Annotated in this window: 19 protein-coding genes; 16 read left to right on the plus strand and 3 right to left on the minus strand. The window is 67.1% G+C overall.

Annotated features, from left to right (window positions below; translation table 11 throughout):
• Positions 1-60: 60 nt before the first annotated feature.
• Positions 61-1,131, plus strand: a complete 1,071-nt coding sequence (locus EC845_RS03090; RefSeq protein WP_123295739.1) for an LLM class flavin-dependent oxidoreductase — start codon at positions 61-63, stop codon at positions 1,129-1,131.
• 10 nt (positions 1,132-1,141) lie between these two features.
• Here the strand turns inward: EC845_RS03090 and EC845_RS03095 are convergent, their stop codons facing one another.
• The 3 genes from EC845_RS03095 to EC845_RS03105 are packed head-to-tail and all read right to left on the minus strand — an operon-like array spanning position 1,142 to position 4,755.
• The gene (locus EC845_RS03095; protein ID WP_123295740.1) at positions 1,142-2,002 is read right to left on the minus strand and encodes a nitroreductase family protein; all 861 of its coding nucleotides are present in this window, start codon (positions 2,000-2,002) and stop codon (positions 1,142-1,144) included.
• 38 nt (positions 2,003-2,040) lie between these two features.
• Positions 2,041-3,672 (minus strand): ABC transporter substrate-binding protein, encoded by a 1,632-nt coding sequence (locus EC845_RS03100; RefSeq protein WP_123295741.1) that lies wholly within the window; start codon positions 3,670-3,672, stop codon positions 2,041-2,043.
• Between the two features lie 27 nt (positions 3,673-3,699).
• Complete coding sequence (locus EC845_RS03105) at positions 3,700-4,755, minus strand: NADP(H)-dependent aldo-keto reductase (RefSeq protein ID WP_123296330.1); 1,056 nt, start codon at positions 4,753-4,755, stop codon at positions 3,700-3,702.
• Positions 4,756-5,154: 399 nt separating this feature from the next.
• On the opposite strand from EC845_RS03105, the gene EC845_RS03110 reads away from it, so the two are divergent.
• The 15 genes from EC845_RS03110 to EC845_RS03180 all read left to right on the plus strand — a co-directional run bounded on the left by EC845_RS03110 (position 5,155) and on the right by EC845_RS03180 (position 24,658).
• Positions 5,155-6,030, plus strand: a complete 876-nt coding sequence (locus EC845_RS03110; protein WP_199739710.1) for an ABC transporter permease — start codon at positions 5,155-5,157, stop codon at positions 6,028-6,030.
• Entirely contained in the window at positions 6,023-6,925 is a 903-nt protein-coding gene (locus EC845_RS03115; RefSeq protein WP_123295743.1) for an ABC transporter permease, read from the plus strand. Before EC845_RS03110 ends, EC845_RS03115 begins: the two co-directional genes overlap by 8 nt.
• Before the next feature lie 7 nt (positions 6,926-6,932).
• Positions 6,933-8,579, plus strand: coding sequence for an ABC transporter ATP-binding protein (locus tag EC845_RS03120; RefSeq protein WP_123295744.1), 1,647 nt, complete (start codon positions 6,933-6,935; stop codon positions 8,577-8,579).
• A 59-nt stretch (positions 8,580-8,638) separates the two neighbouring features.
• Positions 8,639-10,312 (plus strand): ABC transporter substrate-binding protein, encoded by a 1,674-nt coding sequence (locus tag EC845_RS03125; protein ID WP_123295745.1) that lies wholly within the window; start codon positions 8,639-8,641, stop codon positions 10,310-10,312.
• 65 nt (positions 10,313-10,377) lie between these two features.
• Entirely contained in the window at positions 10,378-11,688 is a 1,311-nt protein-coding gene (locus tag EC845_RS03130) for an LLM class flavin-dependent oxidoreductase (protein ID WP_123295746.1), read from the plus strand.
• Positions 11,689-11,807: 119 nt separating this feature from the next.
• Positions 11,808-13,442: an ABC transporter substrate-binding protein gene (locus tag EC845_RS03135; RefSeq protein ID WP_123295747.1), complete on the plus strand. Its 1,635-nt coding sequence runs from the start codon at positions 11,808-11,810 to the stop codon at positions 13,440-13,442.
• 10 nt (positions 13,443-13,452) lie between these two features.
• Positions 13,453-15,042: an amidase gene (locus EC845_RS03140; protein ID WP_123295748.1), complete on the plus strand. Its 1,590-nt coding sequence runs from the start codon at positions 13,453-13,455 to the stop codon at positions 15,040-15,042.
• Between the two features lie 153 nt (positions 15,043-15,195).
• Positions 15,196-16,875 (plus strand): TIGR04028 family ABC transporter substrate-binding protein, encoded by a 1,680-nt coding sequence (locus EC845_RS03145; RefSeq protein WP_123295749.1) that lies wholly within the window; start codon positions 15,196-15,198, stop codon positions 16,873-16,875.
• Between the two features lie 159 nt (positions 16,876-17,034).
• Entirely contained in the window at positions 17,035-18,717 is a 1,683-nt protein-coding gene (locus tag EC845_RS03150) for a TIGR04028 family ABC transporter substrate-binding protein (protein WP_123295750.1), read from the plus strand.
• 80 nt (positions 18,718-18,797) lie between these two features.
• Positions 18,798-19,694, plus strand: coding sequence for an ABC transporter permease (locus EC845_RS03155; RefSeq protein ID WP_233597916.1), 897 nt, complete (start codon positions 18,798-18,800; stop codon positions 19,692-19,694).
• A 3-nt stretch (positions 19,695-19,697) separates the two neighbouring features.
• The gene (locus EC845_RS03160) at positions 19,698-20,582 is read left to right on the plus strand and encodes an ABC transporter permease (RefSeq protein WP_123295752.1); all 885 of its coding nucleotides are present in this window, start codon (positions 19,698-19,700) and stop codon (positions 20,580-20,582) included.
• On the plus strand, positions 20,579-22,327 hold the full coding sequence (locus EC845_RS03165) for an ABC transporter ATP-binding protein (RefSeq protein WP_123295753.1): 1,749 nt from the start codon (positions 20,579-20,581) through the stop codon (positions 22,325-22,327). Before EC845_RS03160 ends, EC845_RS03165 begins: the two co-directional genes overlap by 4 nt.
• A complete protein-coding gene (locus EC845_RS03170; RefSeq protein ID WP_123295754.1) occupies positions 22,260-23,354 on the plus strand; it encodes a putative FMN-dependent luciferase-like monooxygenase in 1,095 nt (364 codons plus the stop codon). Before EC845_RS03165 ends, EC845_RS03170 begins: the two co-directional genes overlap by 68 nt.
• Positions 23,351-24,013 carry a CMD domain protein gene (locus tag EC845_RS03175; RefSeq protein ID WP_123295755.1) on the plus strand — a complete coding sequence of 221 codons (663 nt, stop codon included), beginning with the start codon at positions 23,351-23,353 and terminating at the stop codon, positions 24,011-24,013. The genes EC845_RS03170 and EC845_RS03175 overlap by 4 nt, the downstream gene beginning before the upstream one ends.
• Positions 24,014-24,028: 15 nt before the next feature.
• A complete protein-coding gene (locus EC845_RS03180; RefSeq protein ID WP_199739711.1) occupies positions 24,029-24,658 on the plus strand; it encodes an alkylhydroperoxidase domain protein in 630 nt (209 codons plus the stop codon).
• The last annotated feature ends 39 nt before the right edge of the window (positions 24,659-24,697 follow it).

Consider the following 24,697-nt stretch of genomic DNA (forward strand, 5'->3'; position numbering starts at 1 on the left):
CGGATACGACCGTCTTGATGACAAGACAGCAGCGCCCTCACCATCGAAGCAAACGACCTCATGAGCCAACAAGCCGAATTCCTCTGGTACATCCCGAATCAGGTCGTTGCAGGACATCGCGGCGACTCTGCCACCGACGGCCACAACAGCCTGGACACACTCACCCGCCATGCCAAGGCCCTGGAGGCGAACGGCTGGACGGGCGCCCTGCTGGGCACCGGCTGGGGCCGGCCCGATACCTTCACCGTGGCGACCGCACTCGCGGCACGCACCGACACCTTCGAGCCCCTGATCGCGATCCGCCCCGGCTACTGGCGTCCGGCCAACTTCGCCTCGGCAGCGGCGACGCTGGACCACCTGACCGGTGGACGCGTGCGCATCAACATCGTCTCGGGCAAGGACAATCTCGATGCCTATGGCGACAGCGAAGGCGATCAGGCCCATCGCTACGCCCGCACCCGTGAATTCATGGAATTGGTCCGCAAGCTGTGGACCGAGGAGAACGTCACCTACAGGGGCGAACACTTCCAGGTCACCGACTCCACGGTCGTGCCGCGCATTCACGTACAAGGCACACGCCGGCATCCGCAGCTGTACTTCGGCGGCGCCTCGGCAGCGGCCGAGCAAGTGTCGGCGACACAGGCCGATGTGCAGTTGTTCTGGGGCGAGCCGCTGGAAGACGTGCGGCAGCGCATCGAACGGCTCAAGGCGCTCAGCCAGGCGCTGGGCCGCGAACACGCACCGCTGGAATTCGGACTGCGCATCACCACCCTGGTGCGCGACACGACCGAACAGGCCTGGGCCGATGCCGAAGCCAAGGTCGCGGAGATGGCCAAGACCCAGGGCGCGGGATGGCACGACCACCGGCGCGCGGTGGCCGTCGGCCAGCAACGCCTGCTCGATCTGCAGGCACGCGGCGAGGTGCTCGACGACAACCTCTACACCGCGCCGGGCAAGTTCGGCGGCGGCGGGGCCGGCACGACGTGGCTGGTGGGCTCGGCGCAAGATGTCGCGCGCTCGCTGCGCAAGTATCAGGACCTCGGCATCTCCAAGTTCATCCTGTCGGACACGCCCTATCTGAACGAGATCGAAAGACAGGGTCAACAGCTGCTGCCCCTGCTTCGCGGCTGAGCCGAGGCCGTCAGCGCAGCGGAAAACCGAGTTCGGTCAGGATGCTGCGCAGCTCGTAGCGGGCGTCGCCGCTGCGCCCCACATTGCCCAGGCGGCGCGCAAGGTGCCGTGTCCACAGCGGATGGTCGATGGACTGCTTTTTCCAGAAGGCATCGAGCGCACCGTTGTAGCTCTGGGCGGCTTCGGCCTGCACGCTGCCGTCGTAGCGCTCGCGGTGCAGCACGGCGGCCTGCGGCAGGCGCGGCCGGATGTACGACGGTTTGGACTCGACCGGATGCCCCACAGCCAGGCCGAACACCGGATAGACGTAGGGCGGCAGCGCCAGGTCGTGTGCAATGGCGCGCACGTTGCTGCGGATGGCGCCCACATAGACGGCGCCCAGGCCCAGCGACTCGGCGGCCAGCACGGCGTTCTGCGCCGCGATCGCGGTATCGACCGAAGCCAGAATCACCGACTCGAGGTAATCCGCGCCGTCGATCTCCACGCCGGGAGGCGGCTCCGCCACCTGGCGCACACGGGACAGATCGGCCAGCCACACCAGAAAAAGCGGCGCCTGGCGGACAAAATCCTGGTTGTTGGCCCACACCGCCAACTGGTCCTTGTGGGTGCGGTCCTGCACCGCCACCACGCTCCAGACCTGCAGGTTCGATGAGCTCGACCCCGACTGCGCCGCAGCGACCAGGGTTTCGAGCGTGTTGTCCGGCAACGCGCGGTCTTCGAAGGCGCGCACCGAGCGGTGATTCAGGATGTGCCGGACGACATCGTTGTCGACCGCATCGAGCACGTGGCCGTCGCCGTAGCGCTCGGCCAGCAGATCCGCCAGGCCGGACGTCGGTGCCGGCGGCACCGGGGAAATCGTGGAAGTCGTCATGATCTTGGAGGGGTCAGGGTTCGTTGAACACAAAAGACTCAGGCCGGCGCCAACCAGACCCGGCTCAGGCTGCCCCTGAGGCCGGTGATGCTGGTGGTGGCGTCCTGGACGCGGACATGGGCAACCGTGACATTCTTCTGCGCCACCAGGTCGAGGTGCGGCAGATCATGCACCAGCTGGTGCTGCACACGGCTGAAGAGCTGCGCACGAACGGCCGGATCGGGCTCGATGGCCGCCTGCTCGAACCATGCATCGACCTGCTCGTTGGCGTAGTGCGAGCCGTTGGAGAACGGAACGCCCTTGCGGAAGTTCTTGGACCAGAACAGCCGCTGCACACCGACGGTGGGGTCGAACGAATTGCCCAGCCACGCATTGGCGAAGTCGAAATCCCGGTCGTTGTAGACCCGGCGGATGTAGGTCGGAAAATCCTGCGCCCGGATGTTGACCCGGATGCCCACGCGGCCCAGCGTCTGCCGGATGTACTCGGAGCCCCGCCTGAAGTTGGGGCCGTAGGGCAGGAAGTCGTTGGTCAGCGTGAACCGCACGCCGTCCGCGCCCCTGGCGAAACCGGCCTGATCGAGCAGCGCCTCGGCCTTCTTGAGGTCGTGTGCGTAACGCGGCAGGCCCGGATCGAAGAAGGTGCGCTGCGCCGGAATGATGGGCCCGCTGGCCACCTCGCCATACCCGTACCAGATCAGCTTGAGAATGGCCTGCTTGTCGATCGCATGCGCAATCGCCTGGCGCACTTCGAGGTGCTTGAGGTAGGGGTTGTCGAGATTGAAGACGATCTGGTTGAGATCGCCCGCGTAGTCGTATCCGCGGGTCTCGAGCCGGATGTGCGGCAGTTGCCGGAAACGCTCCAGATCGCTCAGCGGAATGGGACTGTCGCCCGCCAGGTCGACCGCACCGGACTCGAGCGCCGCAGCGCGTGCGGCGGGGTCGGCGATGAACTTGACGACGATGCGATCCACGTAGGGCCGCGGGGCATCCCAGTAGTCGGGATTGCGTTCGAGCAGGATGTGGCTGCCCTTGACCCATTCCTTGAAGACGAAGGGCCCCGTTCCGATCGGGGCGTTGTGGGCCGGATTGCTCAGCGGATCACGGCCGTCGAACAGATGTTTGGGCAGGATCGGCGACTCGTTGCCGGCCAGTGCACGCAGCAGGTAAGGTGCAGGCGCCGTGAGCTTCAGGCGCACCGTGTGGCTGTCGGGTGTGGTCACCTCGCTCACGTTGGCATAGGTGCCGCGTCCGTTCGGATGGTTCTGCTTCAGGTAGAGGATGGAGAACGCCACGTCGGCTGCACCGAACGGCTTGCCGTCGTGCCATTTCACGCCACGGCGCAGCGTGAACACGTACTCCAGGCCATCGGGCGAGACCTGCCACTGGGTGGCAAGCGCCGGGATGGGCGTCCAGTCGAAATCGAAGTCCAGCAGGCCTTCGTTGATCTTCGGGCCGATGGCGCGTGTCGGACCGGCGGTCTGGATCGCGGCCGTCAGCAGGGGCGGCTCGGGATCGACCAGCCAGTTGAGGGTGCCGCCGCGCTGCGGTGTGGCTGCAGCCTGCGCGATCGCGGGCCATGCGCCGGCGGTGACGATGCCGGTGGCTGCAGCGGCGCCCAGGAAGTCGCGGCGCGTCACCACGCCGGTCTGTTGTGGTTGTTGTTTAGACATGGGGGAGTCGACAGGGGATGTCGCGGGTCAGGGTGCGGGGCTGCCGTGCAGTTGATGGACCTGATCGATGCGGGCCTCGATCTCGGGCGTGATGACGACCTGCCTGGAGGCCAGATCGGTCTTGAGCTGGTCGAGGCGGGTGGCACCGATGATGTTGGAGGTCACGAAATGCCGGCTCGTCACATAGGCGATCGCCAGATGCGCGGGATCGAGATCGAACTCGCGCGCCACCTGCAGGTAGCTGTCGATCGCGGCTTCGGTGCCGGGTTTCTGGTAACGCGCACCGCGCTCGAACAAGGTGGTCCGGGCGCCGGCCGGGCGGGCCCCGCCCTGGTACTTGCCGGTCAGGTAACCCTGGGCCAGCGGCGAATAGGCCAGCAGACCGACCTGCTCGCGGGCGTTGAACTCGGCCAGGCCGACTTCGTACGTGCGGTTGAGCAGGTTGTAGGCGTTCTGCACGCTGACCACACGCGGTTTGCCCTGGGTTTCGGCCACATGCAGGAATCGCGACAGACCCCACGCGGTTTCGTTGGACAGGCCGATGTGCCGGACCTTGCCGGCGCGCACCAGCGCGTCGAGCGCATCCAGGGTTTCTTCGATGGGCACTTCGCTGCCGTCGCCGCCACGCGAAGGCGCATGGCTGCCGCCGCCGAACAGCGGCACCTTGCGGTGCGGCCAGTGCAGTTGGTAGAGGTCGAGGTAGTCGGTCTGCAGCCGGGCCAGCGATTTGTCGATGGCCTCGTTGATGTTCTTGGCATCGAGCCGCGGGAAGGATCCGTCTTCGCGGTGGTAGGTGCTCTCGCTGGGCCCCGAGACCTTGGAGGCCAGCACGATCTTGGGCCGGTTGCCGCGCGCCCGCAGCCAGTTGCCGATGATGCGCTCGGTCGAGCCCTGCGTCTCGCGGCGCGGCGGGATGGCGTAGTTCTCGGCCGTGTCGATGAAGTTGATGCCCTCGGCCAGCGCGTAGTCGAGCTGGGCGTGTCCTTCGGCCTCGGTGTTCTGCTGGCCCCAGGTCATGGTGCCCAGTGCGATGGCCGAGACCTGGATGTCGGTGCGGCCGAGTTGGCGATAGAAAGAAGTCATCTGTCCGGAATGTCCTTGTGTGTCGGAATCGTTTTTCTGGGCGGCCGTCTGGCCGTTCATCCGCACAAGGCTAACCCGCCGGGCTCGCCCCACAAGATCGATTTCCGCATGCCCAAATACACAAACCAATGGCATAACCGGATTCCATCGGCACGCCCTGCCATTCGATGGACGCGGCGATAAACCGCATAAGCTTGTAGCAAGCGATTCTTAATCGATGATCGACTCATCGCTAGCATGAGCCTCCACTTGCACTGGACGACGGCCCTTATCGGGGCCGACGTCAAACTGGAGATCGATTTGAGACGAGACGTGTGGCGATATGTTTCTCGCCGAACGGCACAGGCTGCCGTGGTGATTGCATTGACTTATACATTTGTATTTTTTGTTCTTTTCATATTGCCTGGCGACCCCATCCGCCAGCAGATCGAAAACCCTCAGAATCCCCTGCCGGCGGCCGACGCCGCGGTCCTGATCCAGTACTACAACCTCGACCAATCCGCGCTCAAGCAATTCGTGATCGCCGTCGAACGGCTGCTGCACGGCGACTGGGGCTATTCGCTGACGACCAGCAAACCGGTCTCCGCCCTCATCGCGCAAGCCATTCCCCAGACGCTGGCACTCGCATCCACCGCTTTGCTGCTGTCGATTCTGCTGTCTCTGGCGATTGCGCTGCTGGCGGTCTTTTCGCCCTGGCCCACGCTCCGTGCAGGGTTCGAATCACTGCCGGCCGTGCTGCTCTCCACACCCAGTTTTCTGGTGGGCGTGCTGCTGCTGCAGATCTTCTCATTCGGACTGGGATGGGTGTCCTCGATTCGAGACGAAGGATTCAAATCGGTGATTCTACCGGCCACCGCGCTGGCCCTCGCGGTCTCGGCGCCGATTGCCCAGGTGTTGATTCAGGGTTTCCAGAAAAACTACCAGGAACCCTTCATCAACATTCTCAGGGCCAAGGGTCTGGGTGAATCGACCATTATCTTCAGGCATGTCCTGAAGAACAGCGCGATTCCGGCCCTGACGCTGCTGGGCCTGACCGTGGGCGAATTGCTGGCCGGCTCGGTCATCACGGAAACCATATTCTCGCGGACCGGCATCGGGTTTCTGACCCAGCAGGCGGTGCGAGAGCAGGATACCCCCGTCATTCTGGCCGTGGTGGCCCTGGTGGCCACCGTCTTCGTGCTGATCGTGCTGCTGACCGACCTGCTCTATCCGCTCATCGATCCGCGTATCGCCCTGTATCGCCGGCCGCTGGCCAAGGAGGCCGCCCATGGCTGAGTCGCTCTCGCCCGCCCTCGACAAGACCGGCAAGGGACCGGTCCGCCAACCGCAGTGGGCCTCTGTCGCGGCCTGGTTCACGCGCCACGGCCGAACGTCCAAGCGGCTGCAGACCGGCGACATCCTGGCCCTGGCTTTCCTGCTGGTCCTGGCGGCCGCCATCGTGGTGCCGGGCTGGCTCACCCCTTACGACCCCTTGTTGCCCGATCCCTCGGCCACCTTGCTGGCGCCCTCGTGGCAACATCCTTTCGGCACCGACTATCTGGGCCGCGATCTGCTCTCGCGGGTGCTGTTCGGCACCGGACGCACCCTCGCCGGCTCGCTGGTGGCCGTGCTCATCGGCCTGGGCGTCGGCATTGTGCTCGGCCTGGCCGCCGCCTACTTCGGCGGCTGGATCGACGCCCTGGTCGGACGGGCCATGGACGTGCTGCTCTCCATCCCCGGCCTGCTGCTGTCGATGGTGATCGTGGTCTCGCTCGGTTTCGGCGCCATCAATGCCGCCATTGCGGTCGGCGTGTCGTCGGTGGCCGTGTTCACGCGGCTGATCCGCTCCGAAGTGCTGACCATCAAGGAGCTGGGTTACGTCGAAGCCAGCCGCCACCTGGGCCAGACCAAGTGGCAGGTGCTGCGCCGCCACGTGCTGCCCAATTCCTACTCCGCCGTGTTCACGCTGGCCGCCCTGCAGTTCGGCTCCGCCATCCTGTGGATCGCCTCGCTGAGTTTCCTGGGCTACGGCGCGCCGCCGCCGCAACCCGAGTGGGGCCTGCTGGTCGCCGAGGGCCGCGAGTACGTCGTGTCGTCGCCCTGGATGGTGCTGCTGCCGGGCCTCGTGATCATCGTCACCGTGGTCGCCATCGGCCGCGCCAGCCGCCTGCTGCGCAACATCCTGGGGTAACGCATCCATGTCCATACAGATCGTAGAACGCGCACCGGCTGCGCTGTCCGTGCGGGAACTCGTCGCCGGTTATGTGCGCCCCGGCGGTTCGGCACCCGAAGCCGTGGTCCACGGCGTGAGCCTGGAGCTGGAACGCGGGCAGACCCTGGCACTGGTCGGGCAGTCGGGCTCGGGCAAGAGCACACTGGCGCTGGCCGCCGCCGGGCTGCTGCCGGCCAACGGCCGCGTGCTCTCGGGCTCGGTGCACATCGGCGAACAACACGTGACCCACTACAGCCGGCGCCAGTGGCTGCCTCTGCGGGGCCGCGTGGTCGGCTTCGTGCCACAGGATCCGTTGAGTTCGCTCGACCCCCTGCAGCGCGTGGGCGACCAGTTGGCCCAGGCGCTGCGGCTGCACCGGGTGGCCGAGCGGTACGACGCCCGCAGCCAGGCCGTGGCTTTGCTCGAGCGGGTCGGCATCGACCAGCCCGAAAGACGGTACGACGCCTATCCGCACGAGTTGTCCGGCGGTCAGTTGCAGCGGGTGCTGATCGCCATCGCGATCTCTGCCAACCCCTCTCTGCTGATCGCCGACGAGCCCACGTCCGCCCTCGACGTGACCGTGCAGCAGACGGTGCTGGACCTCATCGGCGACCTGCAGCGAGAACGTGAACTGGCGGTGCTGTTCATCACCCACGATCTGGCGCTGGCCCATGACCGCGCCGACGAACTGGTGGTGCTGCGCGGCGGCCGGGCTGTCGAAAAAGGCCCCGTGCAGCAGGTGCTCGAGGCCCCGCGCGACGCCTACACCATCAAGCTGGTGAGCGACGCGCCCGCGCTGGCCCCCTCGCGCTACGCCGCGCTGCGCAAACCCGGCCTGGCCCTGGTGGCCGAACCGCCCGCGATCGTGGTCGAAGGCCTGGGCAAGCACTACCCGGGCGCCCCTGGGCAGTCGCCTGCACTCGATGCGGTCGATCTGGACGTGGCGAGCGGCTCGATCCACGCGCTGGTCGGCGAATCGGGTTCGGGCAAGACCACGCTGGCACGCATCGTCTCGGGCTTGCTGGGCTACAGCAAGGGGCGAGTGAATGTGCTGGGCCGGACGCTGCCGTCCGAGCCGCCCGCCAGCAACCACCATGCTGCCGCGCTGCAGTATGTCTACCAGAACGCGCTGGCGGCGATGGATCCGCGCTACACCGTGGGCCAGGTGATCGAGGAGCCTCTGCGCATCCACGCCCCGTTGAACGGTGTACAACGCCTCGACCTGGTGCGCGACATGCTCGATCAGCTCGCCTTGCCGGCAGACATCCTGGATCGCCGTCCGCGCGAGATCTCGGGCGGCCAGCGGCAGCGCGTGGCGCTGGGACGGGCGCTGGTGCTGCAACCCCGTATCCTGGTGCTCGACGAACCGACCTCGGCCCTGGACGTCAGCGTCCAGGCGCAGTTGATCGAGCTGCTGCTCAAGCTGCAGGCGCGTTACCGCCTCACCTACCTCTTCATTTCACACGATCTCAGCCTGGTCCGCCAGATCGCCGACGAGGTCTCGGTGCTGGCAGGCGGCCGCCGGGTCGAGACCGGGCGTGCCCAGCAGATCTTCCACGCGCCCGCCCATGCCTACACCCAGCGGCTCATCGGCGCGATCCCGGGCCAAGGCGCACTGCGCAGCGCAGCCTGAACGGCGCCCGCCCGGACACCGGTTTTCTTTTCCCCTGACCTGACAACGGATTTTCCGACATGAATCGCTTTTCCCTGCGCGCGGCTTCGATGTCCGCGCCATCGACGGCCCGCGCGGCCCTGACCGCCCTGGGCCTGGTCCTCGGCCTGCTCTCCGCCCCCCACATCCACGCCGCGACGACCGGCGTCAAACTGTCGGCCTCCACACCGGCCGAAAAGCCCCGGCGAGGCGGCGACTTCATCTATCTCGATGCCGAGCGCACGACCTCGTTCCAACTGACCGGCTCGTCGTTCTGGCAGACCAGCGCGGTCATCAACCAGGTGCTCGACCGACTGCTCTTCAAGGATCCGGAGACCCTCGAACTCAAGCCCTGGATCGCCACCCGCTGGACGGTCGATGCCGCCGGCACCACCTATGTCTTCACCATCCGCAAGGGCGTGAGCTACAGCGACGGCACGCCGCTGGATCTGGCCAGCGTCAAGCGCAACCTCGAGTGGCAGGCCCAGGGCGACAAAGCCAAGGGCATTCCGCGCAACTCGTGGTTTCCCAAGATCGAATCGGTCGCCACCGACGAGCAGGCCCATACGGTCACCGTCAAGCTCGCCGCACCCAATGCCGTCTTCCTGCAGCAACTCACGGCGCCCAAGGCAGGACTGGTCGCCCATGCCACCATCGACGCCAGCCGTGAAAAGCAGGCCATCGTCACCAACCTCATCGGCAGCGGCCCGTTCGTGGCCAAGTCCGAAATCCCGGGCAAGGAGACCGTGCTCGTGCGCCGCAAGGGTTATGCATGGGCCCCCGAGACGGCCAAGAACCAGGGTGAAACCTATATCGACAGCCTCACCATCATCCCGGTCGAAGAGGACAGCGTGCGGCTCGGCGCGGTGCGCGCACGCCAGGGACACGCCTTGCGCTACGTGCAGCCCAGCGAAGAACGCGGCCTCGCCGCACGCGGGTTCCAGGTGGTGGGCGTGCGCACGCCGGGTGCCGCCAACTTCCTCGAGGTGCGTTTCAAGGCGGATTTCGTGGACGACATCCGTGTCCGGCGCGCCCTGCTGCGCGGCATCGACCGCCAGGAAATCGTCTCCAAGCTCTACACCGACAACTGGAAAGCCGCGCAGAGCGTGCTGTCGCCGGGCACCATCGGCTTCAAGGACGAATCGGCCAAGTTCGCCTACGACCCGGCCGTGTCCAATCGCCTGCTCGACGAAGCCGGCTGGACCGGACGCAATCCGCAAGGCATCCGCACCAAGGACGGCAAGGCGCTGGCCTTCAACATCTATGTCGACGTCTACGACAACACCTCCCGTCCGCTCTACCAACTGATCCAGTGGCAACTCTCGAAGATCGGCGTGCAGCTCACCATCAAGGAAACCGACTACTCGAGTTACCCCACGGTCAGCAGCGATCCGTCCGTGGCCTTGCGCCGCAACGGCTGGCCGTCCGAAGACCCGTTCACGCTGACGGTGTCGTACCACAGCGCCTACAGCGACCGCTTCTCGCTCGGCGGCAAGGATGCCGAGCTGGACCGCCTGCTGACCGAACACATCGCCATCAACGATCCGGCGCGGCGTGCGCAGGCCCTGGGCGAACTGCAGGACTACCTCATCGACAACGCCTACGTCATCCCGCTGCTCGAAGACACCCAGCTCTTCGTGCTCAGCCCGGATGTGCGCGATTTCGGGCAGACCCGCTCCTACCCCTGGTTCTACAACGTCTGGCTGGTGCGCTGAGCGCGCTCGTGCCCGCCATCGACCGGCATTTGAAACACAACACGGATACCGCAGGAACACACGCCATGGCCTCCGCACCGCCCGCCGGCTCCAAGCCGCGCCAACTGCACCTGAACATCAACATCCTGCACGCGGGCTTCTATGCCTCGGCGTGGCGCATGCCGCAGACACGGCCTCGGGATTTCCTCGACATCGACCACTACGTGCGCACCGCACGCGTGGCCGAGCGGGGCAAGTTCGATGCCGTCTTCCTGGCCGATCGCCCGGCCCTGGAGTCGGGCTTCGATGCCCGGCCCTTCCTGTCGCTGGAACCGACGGTCGTCCTCAGCACCATCGCGGCCCACACCACCCACATCGGGCTCATCGCCACGGCCTCGACGTCGTTCAACGAGCCCTACAACATCGCCCGGCGGTTCGCCACCGTGGACATCGCCAGCCGCGGCCGTGCCGGCCTCAATGTGGTGACCACGTCCGATCCGTCGGCCGCGGCCAATTTCGGCCAGACCCAGCAGGCGCATGCCGACCGCTACCAGCGCGCCCAGGAGTTCACCGAGGTGGTGCGCAAGCTCTGGCGCAGTTGGGACGACGATGCCTGGGTGGGCGACAAGGCGGGTGCGCGCCTGATCGACGGCAGCAAGGTGCATCCCATCGAACACCAAGGCGACTTCTTCTCGGTGCGCGGCGCGCTGAACGTGCCCCGTTCGCCTCAGGGGCAGCCGGTGCTTGTACAGGCCGGCGGATCGGGGGCCGGACGAGACCTGGCCGCGCGGCACGCCGAGGTGGTCTTCAGCGTCGGAGAAAACATCGAACAGTCGGCCGCCTACGCCGCCGACCTGCGGGCCCGCGCCGTGGCCTACGGACGCCGCCCCCACGAACTGGTCGTGCTGCCCGGCCTGGCCACGGTGATCGGCAGCACGGAGGCCGAAGCGCGCCGCCGCGAACAGGAACTGGCCGAGCTCATCCCGATCGACTTCGCCGTGCAGCGCGTGAGCCAGACCTTCGGCACCGACCTCAGCGGACTCGATCTCGACGCGCCCTTCCCGGACGTGCCCATTCCAGCCCAGGGCGGCACGACCTTCGCGCAATCGACGCTCAACTTCGCGCGCGAGGGCAACCTGACCTTCCGTCAGTTGCTCTACAAGCTCGGCGGCGGCATCGGGCATCGCGTCATCGTGGGCACGCCGGAGCAGATTGCCGACGACATCCAGCGCTGGTTCGAAGCCGGAGCGGCCGACGGCTTCAACCTGATGCCCGATGTGCTGCCGGACGGACTCGAGGCGTTTGTCGACGAGGTCGTGCCCATCCTGCAGCGACGCGGACTCTTCCGCACCGAATACAGTGAAACCACGCTGCGCGGCCACCTGGGGCTGGCCTGAAAACAAGGGCGCTGCCCAGCCGGCAGTGCACTGAATATGCATAGCCGAAAGGGTAGCAGCCCTCTTTTCGGGCTGCGTGTAACTTGCTGGCTGGCTTTGTCTCTCTCACCTCATCCAGCATGTCTTACCCCCAGCCCTCAACTTCCCGTCGTCTTGCGATCGCTGCCTCGCTGGCACTGCCGCTGCTGGCAACGCCCCTCTGGGCGGCAACCTCCGGCGCGGCGCCGGGTGCTGCAACGGCCGTGTCTCCCGTCGACGGCGGCACGCTGACCTATGCGGTGTTCCAGGAACCGACCTCGCTGGTCTCGTTTCTCGACACCAAGACCGACAACCGCAACGTCAGCGCCAAGATCACCGAAGGCCTGCTGCGCTACGACGCCCAGTTCAATCCCCAGCCTCTGCTGGCGACGGCCTGGGACGTCAGCGGCGACGGCCTGCGCTACACCTTCAAGCTGCGCGAAGGCGTGAAGTTCCACGACGGCCAGCCGTTGACGTCGGCCGACGTGCGCTATTCCGTGCTCACGCAGCAGAAACAGGGCCCACGCGGCAAGATCACGCTGGCCAACGTCGAGCGTGTCGACACGCCCGATGCGCTCACCGCCGTCATCGTGCTGCGCAAGCCGGCGCCCTACCTGCTCAAGTCGCTGTCGTCGGCCGAGCTGCCCATCGTGCCGGCGCACCGCTATGCCGATGGCAACCCGCTGGCCAGCCCCAACATCACTGCGCCCATCGGCACCGGCCCCTTCGTGTTCGAGCAGTGGGTGCGCGGCAGCCACCTGGTGCTGCGCAAGAACCCCAGCTACTGGCGCCAGGGCAAACCTCACCTCGACCGCGTGATCTTCCGTTTCATCACCGACGCCCAGGCGCTGGCCGCGGCCGTCGAGACCGGCGAAGTCGATGCGGCACTCAACGTGGGCCTGGCGGATCTCGACCGCCTTGCCGACAACCCCAAGCTGGCCATCGACGACACCTACGACGGTTTCCTCAACAATGCCTCGTTCCTGGAGTTCAATGTCGAGAACCCGATCCTGGCCAAACCCGAGGTCCGACACGCCATCGCGCGCGCCATCGACCGCAACTTCATCGCCGAAAAGGTCTACTACCGGCGCGCACAGGTCGTCGATTCGCCGATTCCCCAGGTGCTCAGCGCGTACCACGACGCCAGCGCCTTCGACTACGGCTACGACGTGGCCGCCGCCAACAAACTGCTGGACCAGGCCGGCTACCCGCGCCAGGGCAGCGGACCGCGTTTCGACCTCAAGCTCACGCTGATCCCGGGCGCCGATTTCCGCCGCAGCGCCGACTACCTGCGTGCCGCACTCAACCGGGTCGGCATTCGTGTGACCGTGCTCGACGGCGATCTGCCTACCTTCCTGCAGCGCGCCTACACCGCGCGCGACTTCGACATCAACCTCAACGGTCTGGGCCGACTGTTCGACCCGACGGTCGGCGTGCAGCGCATCTACTGGGGCGACGGTGTGAAGAATCCGCTGATCTGGATCAATGCCTCGCATTACGTCAACCCCCGCGTCGACGCGCTTTTCACCCAGGCTGCCGTCGAGACCGACGAAAGCCGTCGTGCGGCGCAGTTCAAGGAAATCCAGCGCATCGTGGGCCGCGACCTGCCCGTGCTGCCCATCGCCACCGTGCCCTCGGCCCTGCAGGTCTACAGCAAACGGGTGCATGGGCTCAACAACAGCATCGACCTGACCGCCGGGGACTTCTCCGACACCTGGATCGAACCGCGCAAGTGAGGGGCGAGGCATGACGACCCCACCGCACGGCCAGTTGCAGGCCCAACTGCAGACCCAGCTGCAGGCCCAAGCACGGCATCCGGCCGATCGGCCCGGCCCGGCGCCCCAGGTCTCGCCGCCCGAGGACCTGGCTTACGCCAGTGCGCGAGAGCAGGCCCAGGCGCTGGCCGAAGGCCGCCTGTCTGCCGGCGACCTGCTCGAACAGGCGCTGGCGCGCATCCGGCAAGCCGAGCCCGCGTTGAATGCGCTGTCCCAGCTCGACATCGAAGGGGCCCGCGCCCAAGCCCTGAAGGCCGATGCCGCACTGGCGCGAGGTGAACGCCTGCCCTTGCTGGGGGTCCCCGTCAGCGTCAAGGAGTCGTTCGACGTGCGAGGGCTGGTCACGAGCTCGGGCAACCCGGCCTATGCCGACAACCGTGCCACCGAAGACGCCCACGCCGTAGCCGCCCTGCGCGAAGCCGGTGCCGTGATCATCGGCAAGAGCAATGTCCCGCTGGCCCTCGCCGATCTGCAGAGCTACAACGCTATCCATGGCCAGAGCAACAACCCGTGGGATCCGGCACGCACGCCGGGCGGATCGTCGGGTGGATCGGCTGCGGCCGTGGCCGCCGGCTACGTGGCGCTCGAACTCGGTTCGGACATCGGCGGCTCGATCCGCATTCCGGCCCATTTCTGCGGCGTCTACGGCCACAAGCCCAGCTACGGCCTGGTGTCGATGCGCGGCACGGGCGTGCCCTCGGGCCGCATCGCCGACCGCGACCTGACCGTCGGCGGCCCGCTGGCCCGGACGGCCGGCGACCTGAGCCTGGCCCTCGATCTGCTGCTCAACCGCGACCCTCTGGAAAACAAGGCACGGCAGGTGCGCCTGCCTGCGGCACGCCATGCACGGCTGGGCGATTTTCGAGTGCTGGTCATCGACCGTTGGCCCGGTACCGACCCCAGCCTGACCGAGCACGAATCGGTACGCCGGGTGACCGAAGCCTTGAGGCAGGACGGTATCGCCGTGCTGCGCCCGGACGACCTGCCGGCCGGGCTGCTGCCCGATCTGGCCGCCCAGCACCGCACCTATCGCAGCCTGCTGGGCTCTTCGCTGCCGACGCCGCCCGCACTGAGTGCGCCGGCACAACGCCGTCTGGCCGCGCTGCCGGCGGACGACCGCAGCGCCGATGCAGCCTGGCTGCGTGCACCCACCCTGTCGCATGCGCAATGGCTGCAGGACAACGAACACCGCCACCAGCTTCGTCTGCAGTGGGAGCGCCTGTTCGCCGTGGTCGACGTGATCGTCACGCCCGTCGCCCCCACGCCGGCCTTCCGGCACGACCACAGCGAACCCAAGGACGAACGCCGTTTCCCCGTCCGGTTTCCGGAAGGCCTGCGGCCGCTCCGGTTCTTCGATCTGTTTCACTGGGCGGGTCTGCCGGTATTGCCCGGTCTGCCGGCCACCAGCTTTCCGCTGGGACTGGACGACGAAGGCCTGCCGATCGGGGCACAGGCCATCGGGCCTTACTTCGAAGACCACACCGCCATCAGGTTCACCGAGCTGTACGGCGACAGGCATGGCGGCTATGTCGCACCGCCGGTACCCGCACGCCGGGCGTAGCGGAACCGCTGTGACGGCTTATCTGAAAAACGAATTAAAAACTGATTATTCATACCTGTACATAGTAAGACGACGGCAGCACGATACCGATCTTTCCAGTCAAGTCCGTGTCCTCGACACCGGCTGCTGGGCCGATCTATCCTGGAGTACCCCGTGCTGTCGTCCTTCTCGCGCCGTTCCGTTCTGGCCTCGTTGAGCCTCTCCGTCCTCGTCAGTGCGGGCCTGCTCGCCGGGTGCTCCAAGAACGAAGCCGGGTCGCCCGCCGCGGCGGCAGCCGACAGCAGCGCGCCGGTGACGGGCGGCGTGCTGGTCTACCTCGAGCAGCAGGCCCACACCAACCTGTATCCCCCGGCGGGCGGTTTCTATCCCAACGGCGGCATCCTCAACCAGATCACCGACAAGCTCACCTACCAGAATCCCAAGACGCTGGAGATCGAGCCCTGGATCGCCGAATCCTGGACCATCAACGCCACCGCCACCGAATACACCTTCAAGCTGCGCCCGGGCGTCACCTTCTCGGACGGCTCGCCGCTCGACGCCGCAGCCGTGGTCAAGAATTTCGACACCTTCGGACTGGGCAATCCGGCTCTCAAGCAGCCCGTGTCCGAGGTCATCAACAACTACGAACGCGGTGAAGTGGTCGATCCGCTGACCGTGAAGTTCTATTTCAAGAAACCGTCGCCCGGTTTCCTGCAGGGCACCTCGGTCATCGGCTCGGGCCTGGTTTCGCTCGCCACGCTGGCGCGCCCGTTCGAAGAGCTGGGCGACGCCACCCGCATCGTCGGCTCCGGCCCGTTCGTGGTCGCCAGCGAGGTGCTGGGCAAGGAACTCGTGCTCAAGGTGCGGGCCGACTACCAATGGGGGCCGGCCAAGCTGCCGCTCCAGGGCCGTGCCCGGCTCGACGAGATCAAGTACATCGTCACACCCGAGGACGGCGTGCGCATCGGCGCCCTGCTGTCGGGCCAGGCCGGGTTCATCCGGCAGGTGCAGGCCTATGACGAGAACCGCGTCACCGACCAGAAGTTCGACATCTATGCGCCGTCGACCCGCGGCGTCAACAACGGCCTGTACTTCCGGCCCGACAATGCCCTCGTGGCCGATGTGAAGGTACGCCAGGCCCTGCTGCATGCCACCGACACGCAAGCCATCGTCGGCACGCTGTTCTCCGGCCACTACCCCAAGGCGACCTCGGTGCTGGCCGCCAGCGCGCAAGGGTATGTCGATCTGTCGGCCAAGCTGAGCCACGACGAAGCCAAGGCCCGCCAGTTGCTCGACGAAGCCGGCTGGGTGCCGGGTGCCGACGGCATACGCCAGAAGGAAGGCCGGCGGCTCGAGCTGGCCGCCTATGTCTCGCTGCCGCAGCCGCAGAACAAGGAAACGCTGCAGCTCGTCTCGCAGCAGTGGGCCAAGGTGGGCGTCAAGTTCAATGTGCTCACCGGCGATGCCGGCAGCTCGGTCGTCGACAACCTCGACCCGCAGAAAACCCCGGTGCTGGCGACCATGGTGGGCCGTGCCGACCCCGATGTGGTGAAGAGCCAGTTCTACCCGAGCAACCGCAACGCATTGCTGCAGAAAGGCGGCGTGAGCCAGAAAGTGCAGGCCTTCGAGGACACCCGCCTGAACGCGATCCTGGACGGCATCGCCTCGGAAACCGATCCGGCCAAGCGGCTGGCTCTGGTGGCGGACGCACAGAACTACCTGATCGACCAGGCCTACGTGATCCCGATCTTCGAGGAGCCGCAAGCCTTCGCAGGCGCCCCCTGGCTCAAGGAAGTGGCCTTCGAGGCCGTCGGACGCCCCAGCTTCTACAGCACCTGGATCGCGCCGCACTGAGCGCCGGGCGCGAGGTCCTCGCCGCCGCGCCCGCACGTCCCGCCGTGCAGACGATGCCGCAAGCCGTTGCGCTGCCGGTCTTCGCACGTTTTTCTTCACGCGCATCGCCGCCTTGCCCGGCAAGGCGTCTGCCCCCAGCTTCTCGTTCCATCGCTTCTTATGACAACAACAAAAACCTCTTCCTTCGCGACCTTCGGCCGCGGCGCACGGCTGGCCACCCTGGCACTGGCCGTCGCACTTGCAGCCTGCGGAAAAACGGGCGACAGCACCCCTGCGGCTCAATCCGCAGAGACCGGTCCGCAGACCGGCGGCACGCTGGTCTACCTCGAGCAGCAGGCACACAACGCGCTGTACCCCCCCAACGGCGGCTTTTACCCCAATGGCGGCATCCTCAACCAGATCACCGACAAGCTCACCTACCAGAATCCCAAGACGCTGGAGATCGAGCCCTGGCTCGCCGAATCCTGGACCATCAACGCCACCGCCACCGAATACACCTTCAAGCTGCGCCCGGGCGTCACCTTCTCGGACGGCTCGCCGCTCGATGCAGAAGCCGTCGCCCTGAACTTCGACACCTTCGGCCTCGGCAACAAGGCGCTCAAGCAGTCGGTCTCCGAGGTCATCAACAACTACGATCGCAGCGAAGTCGTCGATCCGCTGACGGTCAGGTTCTATTTCAAGAAACCGTCGCCCGGCTTCCTGCAGGGCACCTCGGTCATCGGCTCGGGCCTGGTCGCGAAATCGACCCTGGCGCTGTCCATCGATCAACTGGGCGACGCCACCCGCATCGTCGGTTCCGGCCCGTTCGTGGTCGCCGGCGAGGTGCTGGGCAAGGAAGTCACGCTGAAGGCGCGCAACGACTACGCCTGGGGCCCGGCCAAGCTGGATCACCAGGGCCGCGCGCGCCTCGACGAGATCAAGATCATCGTCACGCCCGAGGACAGCGTGCGCATCGGCGCCCTGCTGTCGAACCAGGCCGGCTTCATCCGCCAGATCCAGGCCTACGACGAGCAGCGCGTGACCGACCGGAAGTTCCCGGTCTACGCGGCCTCGACACGCGGCGTCAACGACAGTCTGGCCTTCCGCCCGGACAACGAACGGGTGGCCGACGTGCGGGTGCGCAAGGCCTTGCTGCACGCCACGAATGCCAAGGAAATCGTTCAGACGCTGTTCACCGCCAACTACCCGCAGGCCAAGGGCGTGATCGTGTCGACCGCCGCCGGTTTTGTGGACCTCAGCGCCGAACTGGCTTTCGACGAAGCCAAGGCCAAGGCCCTGCTCGACGAAGCCGGCTGGGTGCCGCAGGCCGATGGCATCCGTGCCAAGGACGGCCTCCCACTGGTGCTGTCGACCTATGAATCGCTCAACTACCTGCAGAATCGCGAGGTGCTGCAACTGGTGGCGCAGCAATGGGCCAAGGTGGGCGTCAAGCTCAATGTGCTGTCGGGCGATCTCGGCAGCAAGACCATCGACAGCCTCGATCCCGAAAAGACCGCCCTCATCCCCGCCATGGTGGGCCGGGCCGACCCGGACGTGATCAAGAGCAATTACTACCCGACCAACCGCAACCTGCTGCTGCAGAAAGGCGGAATCAGCCAGAAGGTCAAGTCGTTCGAGGACACCCGGCTCAACGGCCTGTTCGACGCCATCGCCCAGGAACCCGACACCGCCCGCCGGCTGGCACTGACCCAGGACGTGCAGCGTTACCTGATCGAACAGGCGTATGTGATCCCGCTGTTCGAAGAACCGCAGGTCTTCGCCGGTGCCCCGTGGCTGCGCGATGTCGATTTCGAAGCCGTCGGCCGTCCCAGCTTCTACCGCACCTGGATCGCGCCGCGCTGATCCCCGTTCCCTGATCCTTCCCGAGGCCAGTCGTCAACATGACCCGCTAACTCGCAAGCCGCATCGGCCAGGCCCTGCTGGTGCTCTGGGCAGCCTTCACCGCGTCGTTCGTGCTGCTGCAGTTCCTGCCCGGCGATGCAGTCCTGATCAAGTTCCTCAACCCCGAGCTCGGGTTGAGCCCCGAACAACTGGCCGAGATCCGGCTGGCCTACGGCGCCGACACGCCCCTCTGGCAGCAGTACGGCCACACCCTGCTCAGCTTCCTGAAGGGCGATTTCGGCTACTCGATGCAGGCCGGCGTGCCGGTCAGCCAGAGCCTGGCCACCAGCCTGCCGCCCACGCTGCAGTTGGCCCTGTCGGGTTTTGTCGCCGCACTGATCCTGGCCGTGGCCCTTGCCTTCCTGTCCAACCAGGTGGGCTTCGGCTGGCTGCGCTCGGCTCTGCAGACGCTGCCGTCGCTGTTCGTTTCGGTGCCGGTGTTCTGGCTGGGCATCATGCTGATCCAGGTGTTTTCCTTTCGACTGGGCTGGATCCCTGTGATCAACCCCGGGCGCTGGGAAGGCATGGTGCTGCCCACGCTGACGCTGGCGGTCCCGATCTCCGCGCCGCTCGCGCAGATTCTGATCCGCAACATCGACGCCGTTCTGGCCCAGCCTTTCGTCGCCGTGGCGCGTGCCAAGGGGGCCAGCCGGCGCGGCGTGCTGTGGCGCCACGTGGCCCGCAACGCGGTGCTGCCGACGCTGACCATCGCCGGCATCCTGTTCGGCGAACTGCTCGCCGGCGCCGTCGTCACCGAGGCGGTATTCGGCATCAACGGCCTGGGCAGCCTGACCCAGCAGGCCGTCGGCAACCAGGACACGGCCGTGCTGCAGGCCATCGTCGTCATCTCCGCCACCTCCTTCGTTCTCATCAACCTCATCGTGGATCTGCTCTACCCCGTGCTCGATCCCCGTTTGCGCACCCGTCTGGAGAGCTGATCCATGAGCGCAGTCCCGTCTCTTACCCCATCGTCGCCCCCGCCGGCCTTCGAGCCCGGCCCGGGCAAGATCCGCAACGCCTGGCGCCGTGCGCGCCGCACACCGGTCACGCTCTGGCTGGCCTGGCTGATCATCGCCTTCGTGGCACTCTGCGCGGTCGCCCCCGGGCTGCTGACCTCGTACAGCCCGATCCAGGGCACCGCCGGGCAACAATTGCTCGGCCCCAGCGCCGCTCATTGGCTGGGCACCGATGCCCTGGGCCGCGATGTCTACACCCGGGTGGTCCACGGTGCCGTGCATTCGCTTTCGGGGGCCTTCGTGGCGGTTGCCGTCGGGCTGGTCGTGGGCACCTTCCTCGGCCTGATCGCCGGCTCCACGGGCGGGCGGGTCGACGACGGCATCATGCGCATCGTCGACGTGCTGCTGTCGGTGCCGGCCCTGCTGCTGTCGCTGGCCATCATCATCATCCTGGGCTTCGGCACCATCAACGCCGCCATCGCAGTGGGGGTGGCATCGATCGCCAGCTTCGCCCGCCTGGTGCGCTCCGAAGTCGTCCGGGTGCGCCGATCCGAGTATGTCGAAGCCGCCTTCGGCAGCGGCGGCCGTTTCTGGCAGGTGCTGTGGCGCCACGTGCTGCCCAACTCGCTGACGTCGGTGATCGCCATGGCGGCCCTTCAGTTCGGTTCGGCCATCCTGTCGATTTCCACGCTGGGCTTCCTGGGCTACGGCGCCCCGCCGCCGACCCCGGAATGGGGCCTGCTGATCGCCGAGGGCCGCAACTACATCTCCACCGCCTGGTGGCTCACCACCGTTCCGGGCGTGGTGGTGGTTCTGGTGGTGCTGTCCGCCAACCGCATCAGCGCCGGGCTGCACAAAGGACAACGATGACCACGGTGCATGAACTCTCCCCGCGCACACCCGTGCTGTCGCTGCAGGACGTCGTGATCGCTTACCAGGAAGCCCACCAGCCTGCACAGCGGGTGGTGCATGGCGTCAGCTTCGACGTCTGGCCGGGCGAAGTGGTGGCCCTGGTCGGCGAATCGGGCTCGGGCAAGACCACCACCGCGCAGTCCGTCATCGGCCTGCTGGCCGAAAACGGCCGGCTCGAATCCGGCCGCATCCTGCTCAACGGCACCGACATCTCGCACTGGAACGACCGCCGCCTCGACAGCATCCGGGGCTCGGTCGTGAGCCTGATCCCGCAGGATCCGACCACCTCGCTCAACCCGGTACAGACGGTGGGCGAACAGGTTGCCGAGATCCTGCGCATCCATGGCTGGGCCAAGGGCCGGCAGGCACGCCAGGCCATCGACAAACAGGTGGTCGAGCTGCTGGGCCATGTCGGCCTGACGCAACCCGAACTGCGCGCCCGCCAGTATCCGCATGAACTCTCGGGCGGCATGAAGCAGCGTGTGCTGATCGCGATCGCAATCGCCCTCAAACCCGCCCTCATCATTGCCGACGAGCCGACCAGCGCGCTGGATGTCACGGTGCAGAAGCGCATCCTCGACCTGATCGACGACCTGCGAAGGGAATCCGGCACGGCCGTGCTGCTGGTGACCCACGACCTGGGTGTGGCGGCCGACCGCGCCAACCGGCTGGTCGTGCTGCAAGGCGGACGCATCCAGGAGCAGGGGCCCACGCTCGACGTGCTGCGCCAGCCGGCCAGCGACTACACCCGCAAGCTGCTGGCCGATGCGCCCTCGCTTGCCCAAGGCCGGCAACGCGCGCCCGCTCAGGCCGATTCCGAGGCCAGCGTGCGCGACGAACTGCCCGTGGTGGTGGTCGAGAACCTGGTGCACACCTTCGACGTGCCCGGACGAAGCGTCGCCTTCCGTGCCGTCGACGGGGTGTCCTTCAGCGTCAGGCGCGGCACCACCCATGCCATCGTGGGCGAGTCGGGCTCGGGCAAGACCACCACCATCCGCGACGTGGTGGGTTTCCGCCGGCCGACATCGGGCCGCATCCTGATCGAAGGGCTGGACTTCACCACCCTGCGCGGCGAAGCGCTGCGACAGGCCCGCCGCCGCATTCAGCTGGTCCACCAGAATCCGTTCTCGTCGCTCGACCCGCGCCAGACCATCTACGAGATCATCGAGGAGCCGCTGCTCAACTACGACCGCCTGCCGCGGCAGGAACGCCAGTACCGCGTGCAGGACATCCTGGCCCGCGTCGGCCTGCCGGCGGCCGTGCTGTCGCGACGTCCGCATGCGCTCTCGGGCGGACAGCGCCAACGGGTCGCCATCGCCCGGGCGCTTGTGCTGCAGCCCCACGTGGTGGTGCTCGACGAGGCCGTCTCGGCACTCGACGTCACCGTGCAGGCCCAGATCCTGGCGCTGCTCGACCGTCTGCAGCGCGAGCTCGGCCTGACCTATCTGTTCATCTCGCACGATCTCGCCGTCGTGCGGCAGATCGCCGACACCGTCTCGGTGCTGCAGAACGGCAGGCAGGTCGATGGCGGCCGCGTGGAAGACGTGTTCGAGCGGCCCGGCTGCGACTACACGCGTGAACTGATCGATGCGATTCCCGGAAAAAAACACCAACAACTCACCCAGCCTTCAACACATGACACGACACACCCCTCTGCCCGGCACCGCGTACAAGCGCCTGGGCTTCTTCAGCAGGCTTCTTGACGAGACCTCGGCCGCCGAACGCTACCGGCTGGTCGCCGAGCAGATCCGCCACGCCGAAGCCCATGGCTTCGATTCGGCCTGGGTCGCCCAGCATCATTTCCACGAGCACGAGGGCGGCCTGCCGTCGCCCTTCGTGTTCCTGGCCCATGTGGCCGCCCAGACCCGCCGCATCCGGCTGGGCACGGGCATCGTCACGCTGCCGCTCGAAAACGCGGTGCGCGTCGCCGAAGATGCCGCCGTGCTCGACCTGCTGTCGGGCGGACGGCTGGAGGTCGGTGTCGGCACCGGAGGCACGCCCGAATCCTTCGCCGCCTTCGGCCTGGACAGCAACGACCGGTCGGCCATCTTCGCCCGCCAGTTGGCGACCGTGCGCCGCGCCTGGGCGGGCGACGCGCTCGACGGCGGCGATCGCCTCTACCCTGCGGCCACACCCCTGCTGGGGCGTCTGTGGCAAGCCACGTTCTCGGTCGCCGGCGGCGCCCGGGCCGGGGCGGCAGGAGACGGTCTCATGCTCTCGCGCACCCAGCCGCGCACGACCGATGCACCGAACGCCACGCTGGCCGATATCCAGCATCCCATCGTCGACGCCTACCTGGCCGCGCTGCCGGCCGGCCACGCGCCCCGCATCGTGGGCTCGCGCAGCCTGTTCGTCGCCGACAGCCGGGACGAGGCGCTGAAGCTGGCAGCCGAAGGCCTGCGCCGTACCGCCGCCCGGCACGCCCAGAGCGGCAAGCTCGACATCGACCCCGGCGCCTCGGTCCACACGCTCATCGCCGCCTACGACGCCCATGTGGGCACACCCGACGACGTCGTGGCTTCGCTGCGCGCCGACACCACGCTCGAACGCGTCACCGACGTCGTTTTCCAGGCCCACTCGATCGATCCGCCGCACGCCTTCATCCTGCGCTCGATCGAACTCATCGCCACCGAAGTCGCGCCGGCGCTCGGCTGGTTTGCGCCCCGGTCCGAACGCGCCGGCGGCACACACCGTTCAAGCCTCGATCTTTCTCTTGAAGCCAACGCATGACCACACCCTCCCCCGTCCTCTCCGCCGAGCGCGATCGCCCGACCCCCGCTGTCGACGACGTGATCGACCACCTGCTCGACATCCAGCCCGGCGATGCACTCGACCGCATCCGTGCCCAACGTGCGCAGGCGCGCAGCCACGCCCAGCAAAGCTACCTCTCGCTGTTCCACCCGGCCAAGCCCGTGGTGGGCCATGTGAGCCGGCTCGAACGCCAGGCCGTCGCATTGTTCGTCGCCCTGCTGCATCGCTCGCCCGATGTCGCGCGGTTCTATGAGCAGGGACTGCACGATGCAGCCGCTCCGGCGCTCCTGCTGCAGGCCATCGATGCCGCATCGCAAGCGGCACGGCACACCGGCCCCTACGGCCACTATCCCGAAGGCCCCCTGACGGTGGAAAACACCGACGGCCCCCGCTACGCCGTGGCGGCCGAGCTTCGTCCGGCGCTGGGCAACCGGCTGGCCGCAGCCTTCGACCACGTGCACCTGCTGGTGTTCCACCCGCGCGATGCCAGTCCCGCCGCAGTGCAGGCACTGCTCGACAACGGCTGGGACACGACCGACATCGTCATCCTGTCGCAGCTGGTGGCATTCCTGAGTTTCCAGATCCGTGTGGTCCAGGGCCTGCGCGCATTGCACCCGCACCTCCATTCCCCCGCCTGATTACCGGAGTACCGCATGACCGATCTGGCCAACACCCTCATCGCCCACCCCGACAACGCCCCCCCGGTCGCCTTCACCCAGGCACAGCTGGAATGGCTGCCATGGCTGCCCCCGCTGCCCCCCGAGGAATTCACCGACCGCCATCGCGCCGGGCTGGTCGATGCCTCGCGCATCAAGTCGCCGTACTTCCGCCTGCTGTCGCGGGACCCGGACACACTGGCCGCACGCACCAAGACCGACAAGGACATCTTCTACAACCCGCAGGCCGGACTGCCGCGGGCCGAACGCGAGCTCGCCGCCGCCGCCACCTCCCGGCACAACGGCTGCATCTACTGCGCGTCGGTCCACGCCCGCTTCTCGTCGCATTTCTCGCAGCGCACCGAAGATCTGCAGCGCCTGCTCGACGAGGGCACGGATGCCGACCTCGGCGACGAGCGCTGGAACGCCATCGTGCAGGCCAGCGTGGCCCTGAGCGACGTGCCCTCCGCATTCGGCGAAGCGCACATCCTGCGCCTGAGGGCGGCCGGCCTCGACGACGACGCCATCTCGGACGTCATCCACGGCGCGGCCTTCTTCAACTGGGCCAATCGGCTGATGCTGTCGCTGGGTGAACCGACGGTGCCGAAGCCCGCCGCCGCGGCCTGACCCCCACGGGCTCGAGGCCCGAATGCAGACGCGCCCCGG

It is taken from the genome of Comamonas sp. BIGb0124 (genome assembly GCF_003752175.1).
GTDB lineage: Bacteria > Pseudomonadota > Gammaproteobacteria > Burkholderiales > Burkholderiaceae_C > Comamonas_F.

Bases quoted from the DNA above. Each gene is read 5' to 3' on its own strand.
- EC845_RS03115 (WP_123295743.1), top strand. From the start codon at position 6,023: ATGGCTGAGTCGCTCTCGCCCGCCCTCGACAAGACCGGCAAGGGACCG.
- EC845_RS03135 (WP_123295747.1), top strand. From the start codon at position 11,808: ATGTCTTACCCCCAGCCCTCAACTTCCCGTCGTCTTGCGATCGCTGCC.
- EC845_RS03130 (WP_123295746.1), top strand. From the start codon at position 10,378: ATGGCCTCCGCACCGCCCGCCGGCTCCAAGCCGCGCCAACTGCACCTG.
- EC845_RS03100 (WP_123295741.1), bottom strand. From the start codon at position 3,672: ATGTCTAAACAACAACCACAACAGACCGGCGTGGTGACGCGCCGCGAC.
- EC845_RS03105 (WP_123296330.1), bottom strand. From the start codon at position 4,755: ATGACTTCTTTCTATCGCCAACTCGGCCGCACCGACATCCAGGTCTCG.
- EC845_RS03180 (WP_199739711.1), top strand. From the start codon at position 24,029: ATGACCGATCTGGCCAACACCCTCATCGCCCACCCCGACAACGCCCCC.
- EC845_RS03165 (WP_123295753.1), top strand. From the start codon at position 20,579: ATGACCACGGTGCATGAACTCTCCCCGCGCACACCCGTGCTGTCGCTG.
- EC845_RS03170 (WP_123295754.1), top strand. From the start codon at position 22,260: ATGACACGACACACCCCTCTGCCCGGCACCGCGTACAAGCGCCTGGGC.
- EC845_RS03160 (WP_123295752.1), top strand. From the start codon at position 19,698: ATGAGCGCAGTCCCGTCTCTTACCCCATCGTCGCCCCCGCCGGCCTTC.
- EC845_RS03090 (WP_123295739.1), top strand. From the start codon at position 61: ATGAGCCAACAAGCCGAATTCCTCTGGTACATCCCGAATCAGGTCGTT.
- EC845_RS03140 (WP_123295748.1), top strand. From the start codon at position 13,453: ATGACGACCCCACCGCACGGCCAGTTGCAGGCCCAACTGCAGACCCAG.
- EC845_RS03175 (WP_123295755.1), top strand. From the start codon at position 23,351: ATGACCACACCCTCCCCCGTCCTCTCCGCCGAGCGCGATCGCCCGACC.
- EC845_RS03150 (WP_123295750.1), top strand. From the start codon at position 17,035: ATGACAACAACAAAAACCTCTTCCTTCGCGACCTTCGGCCGCGGCGCA.
- EC845_RS03095 (WP_123295740.1), bottom strand. From the start codon at position 2,002: ATGACGACTTCCACGATTTCCCCGGTGCCGCCGGCACCGACGTCCGGC.
- EC845_RS03125 (WP_123295745.1), top strand. From the start codon at position 8,639: ATGAATCGCTTTTCCCTGCGCGCGGCTTCGATGTCCGCGCCATCGACG.
- EC845_RS03120 (WP_123295744.1), top strand. From the start codon at position 6,933: ATGTCCATACAGATCGTAGAACGCGCACCGGCTGCGCTGTCCGTGCGG.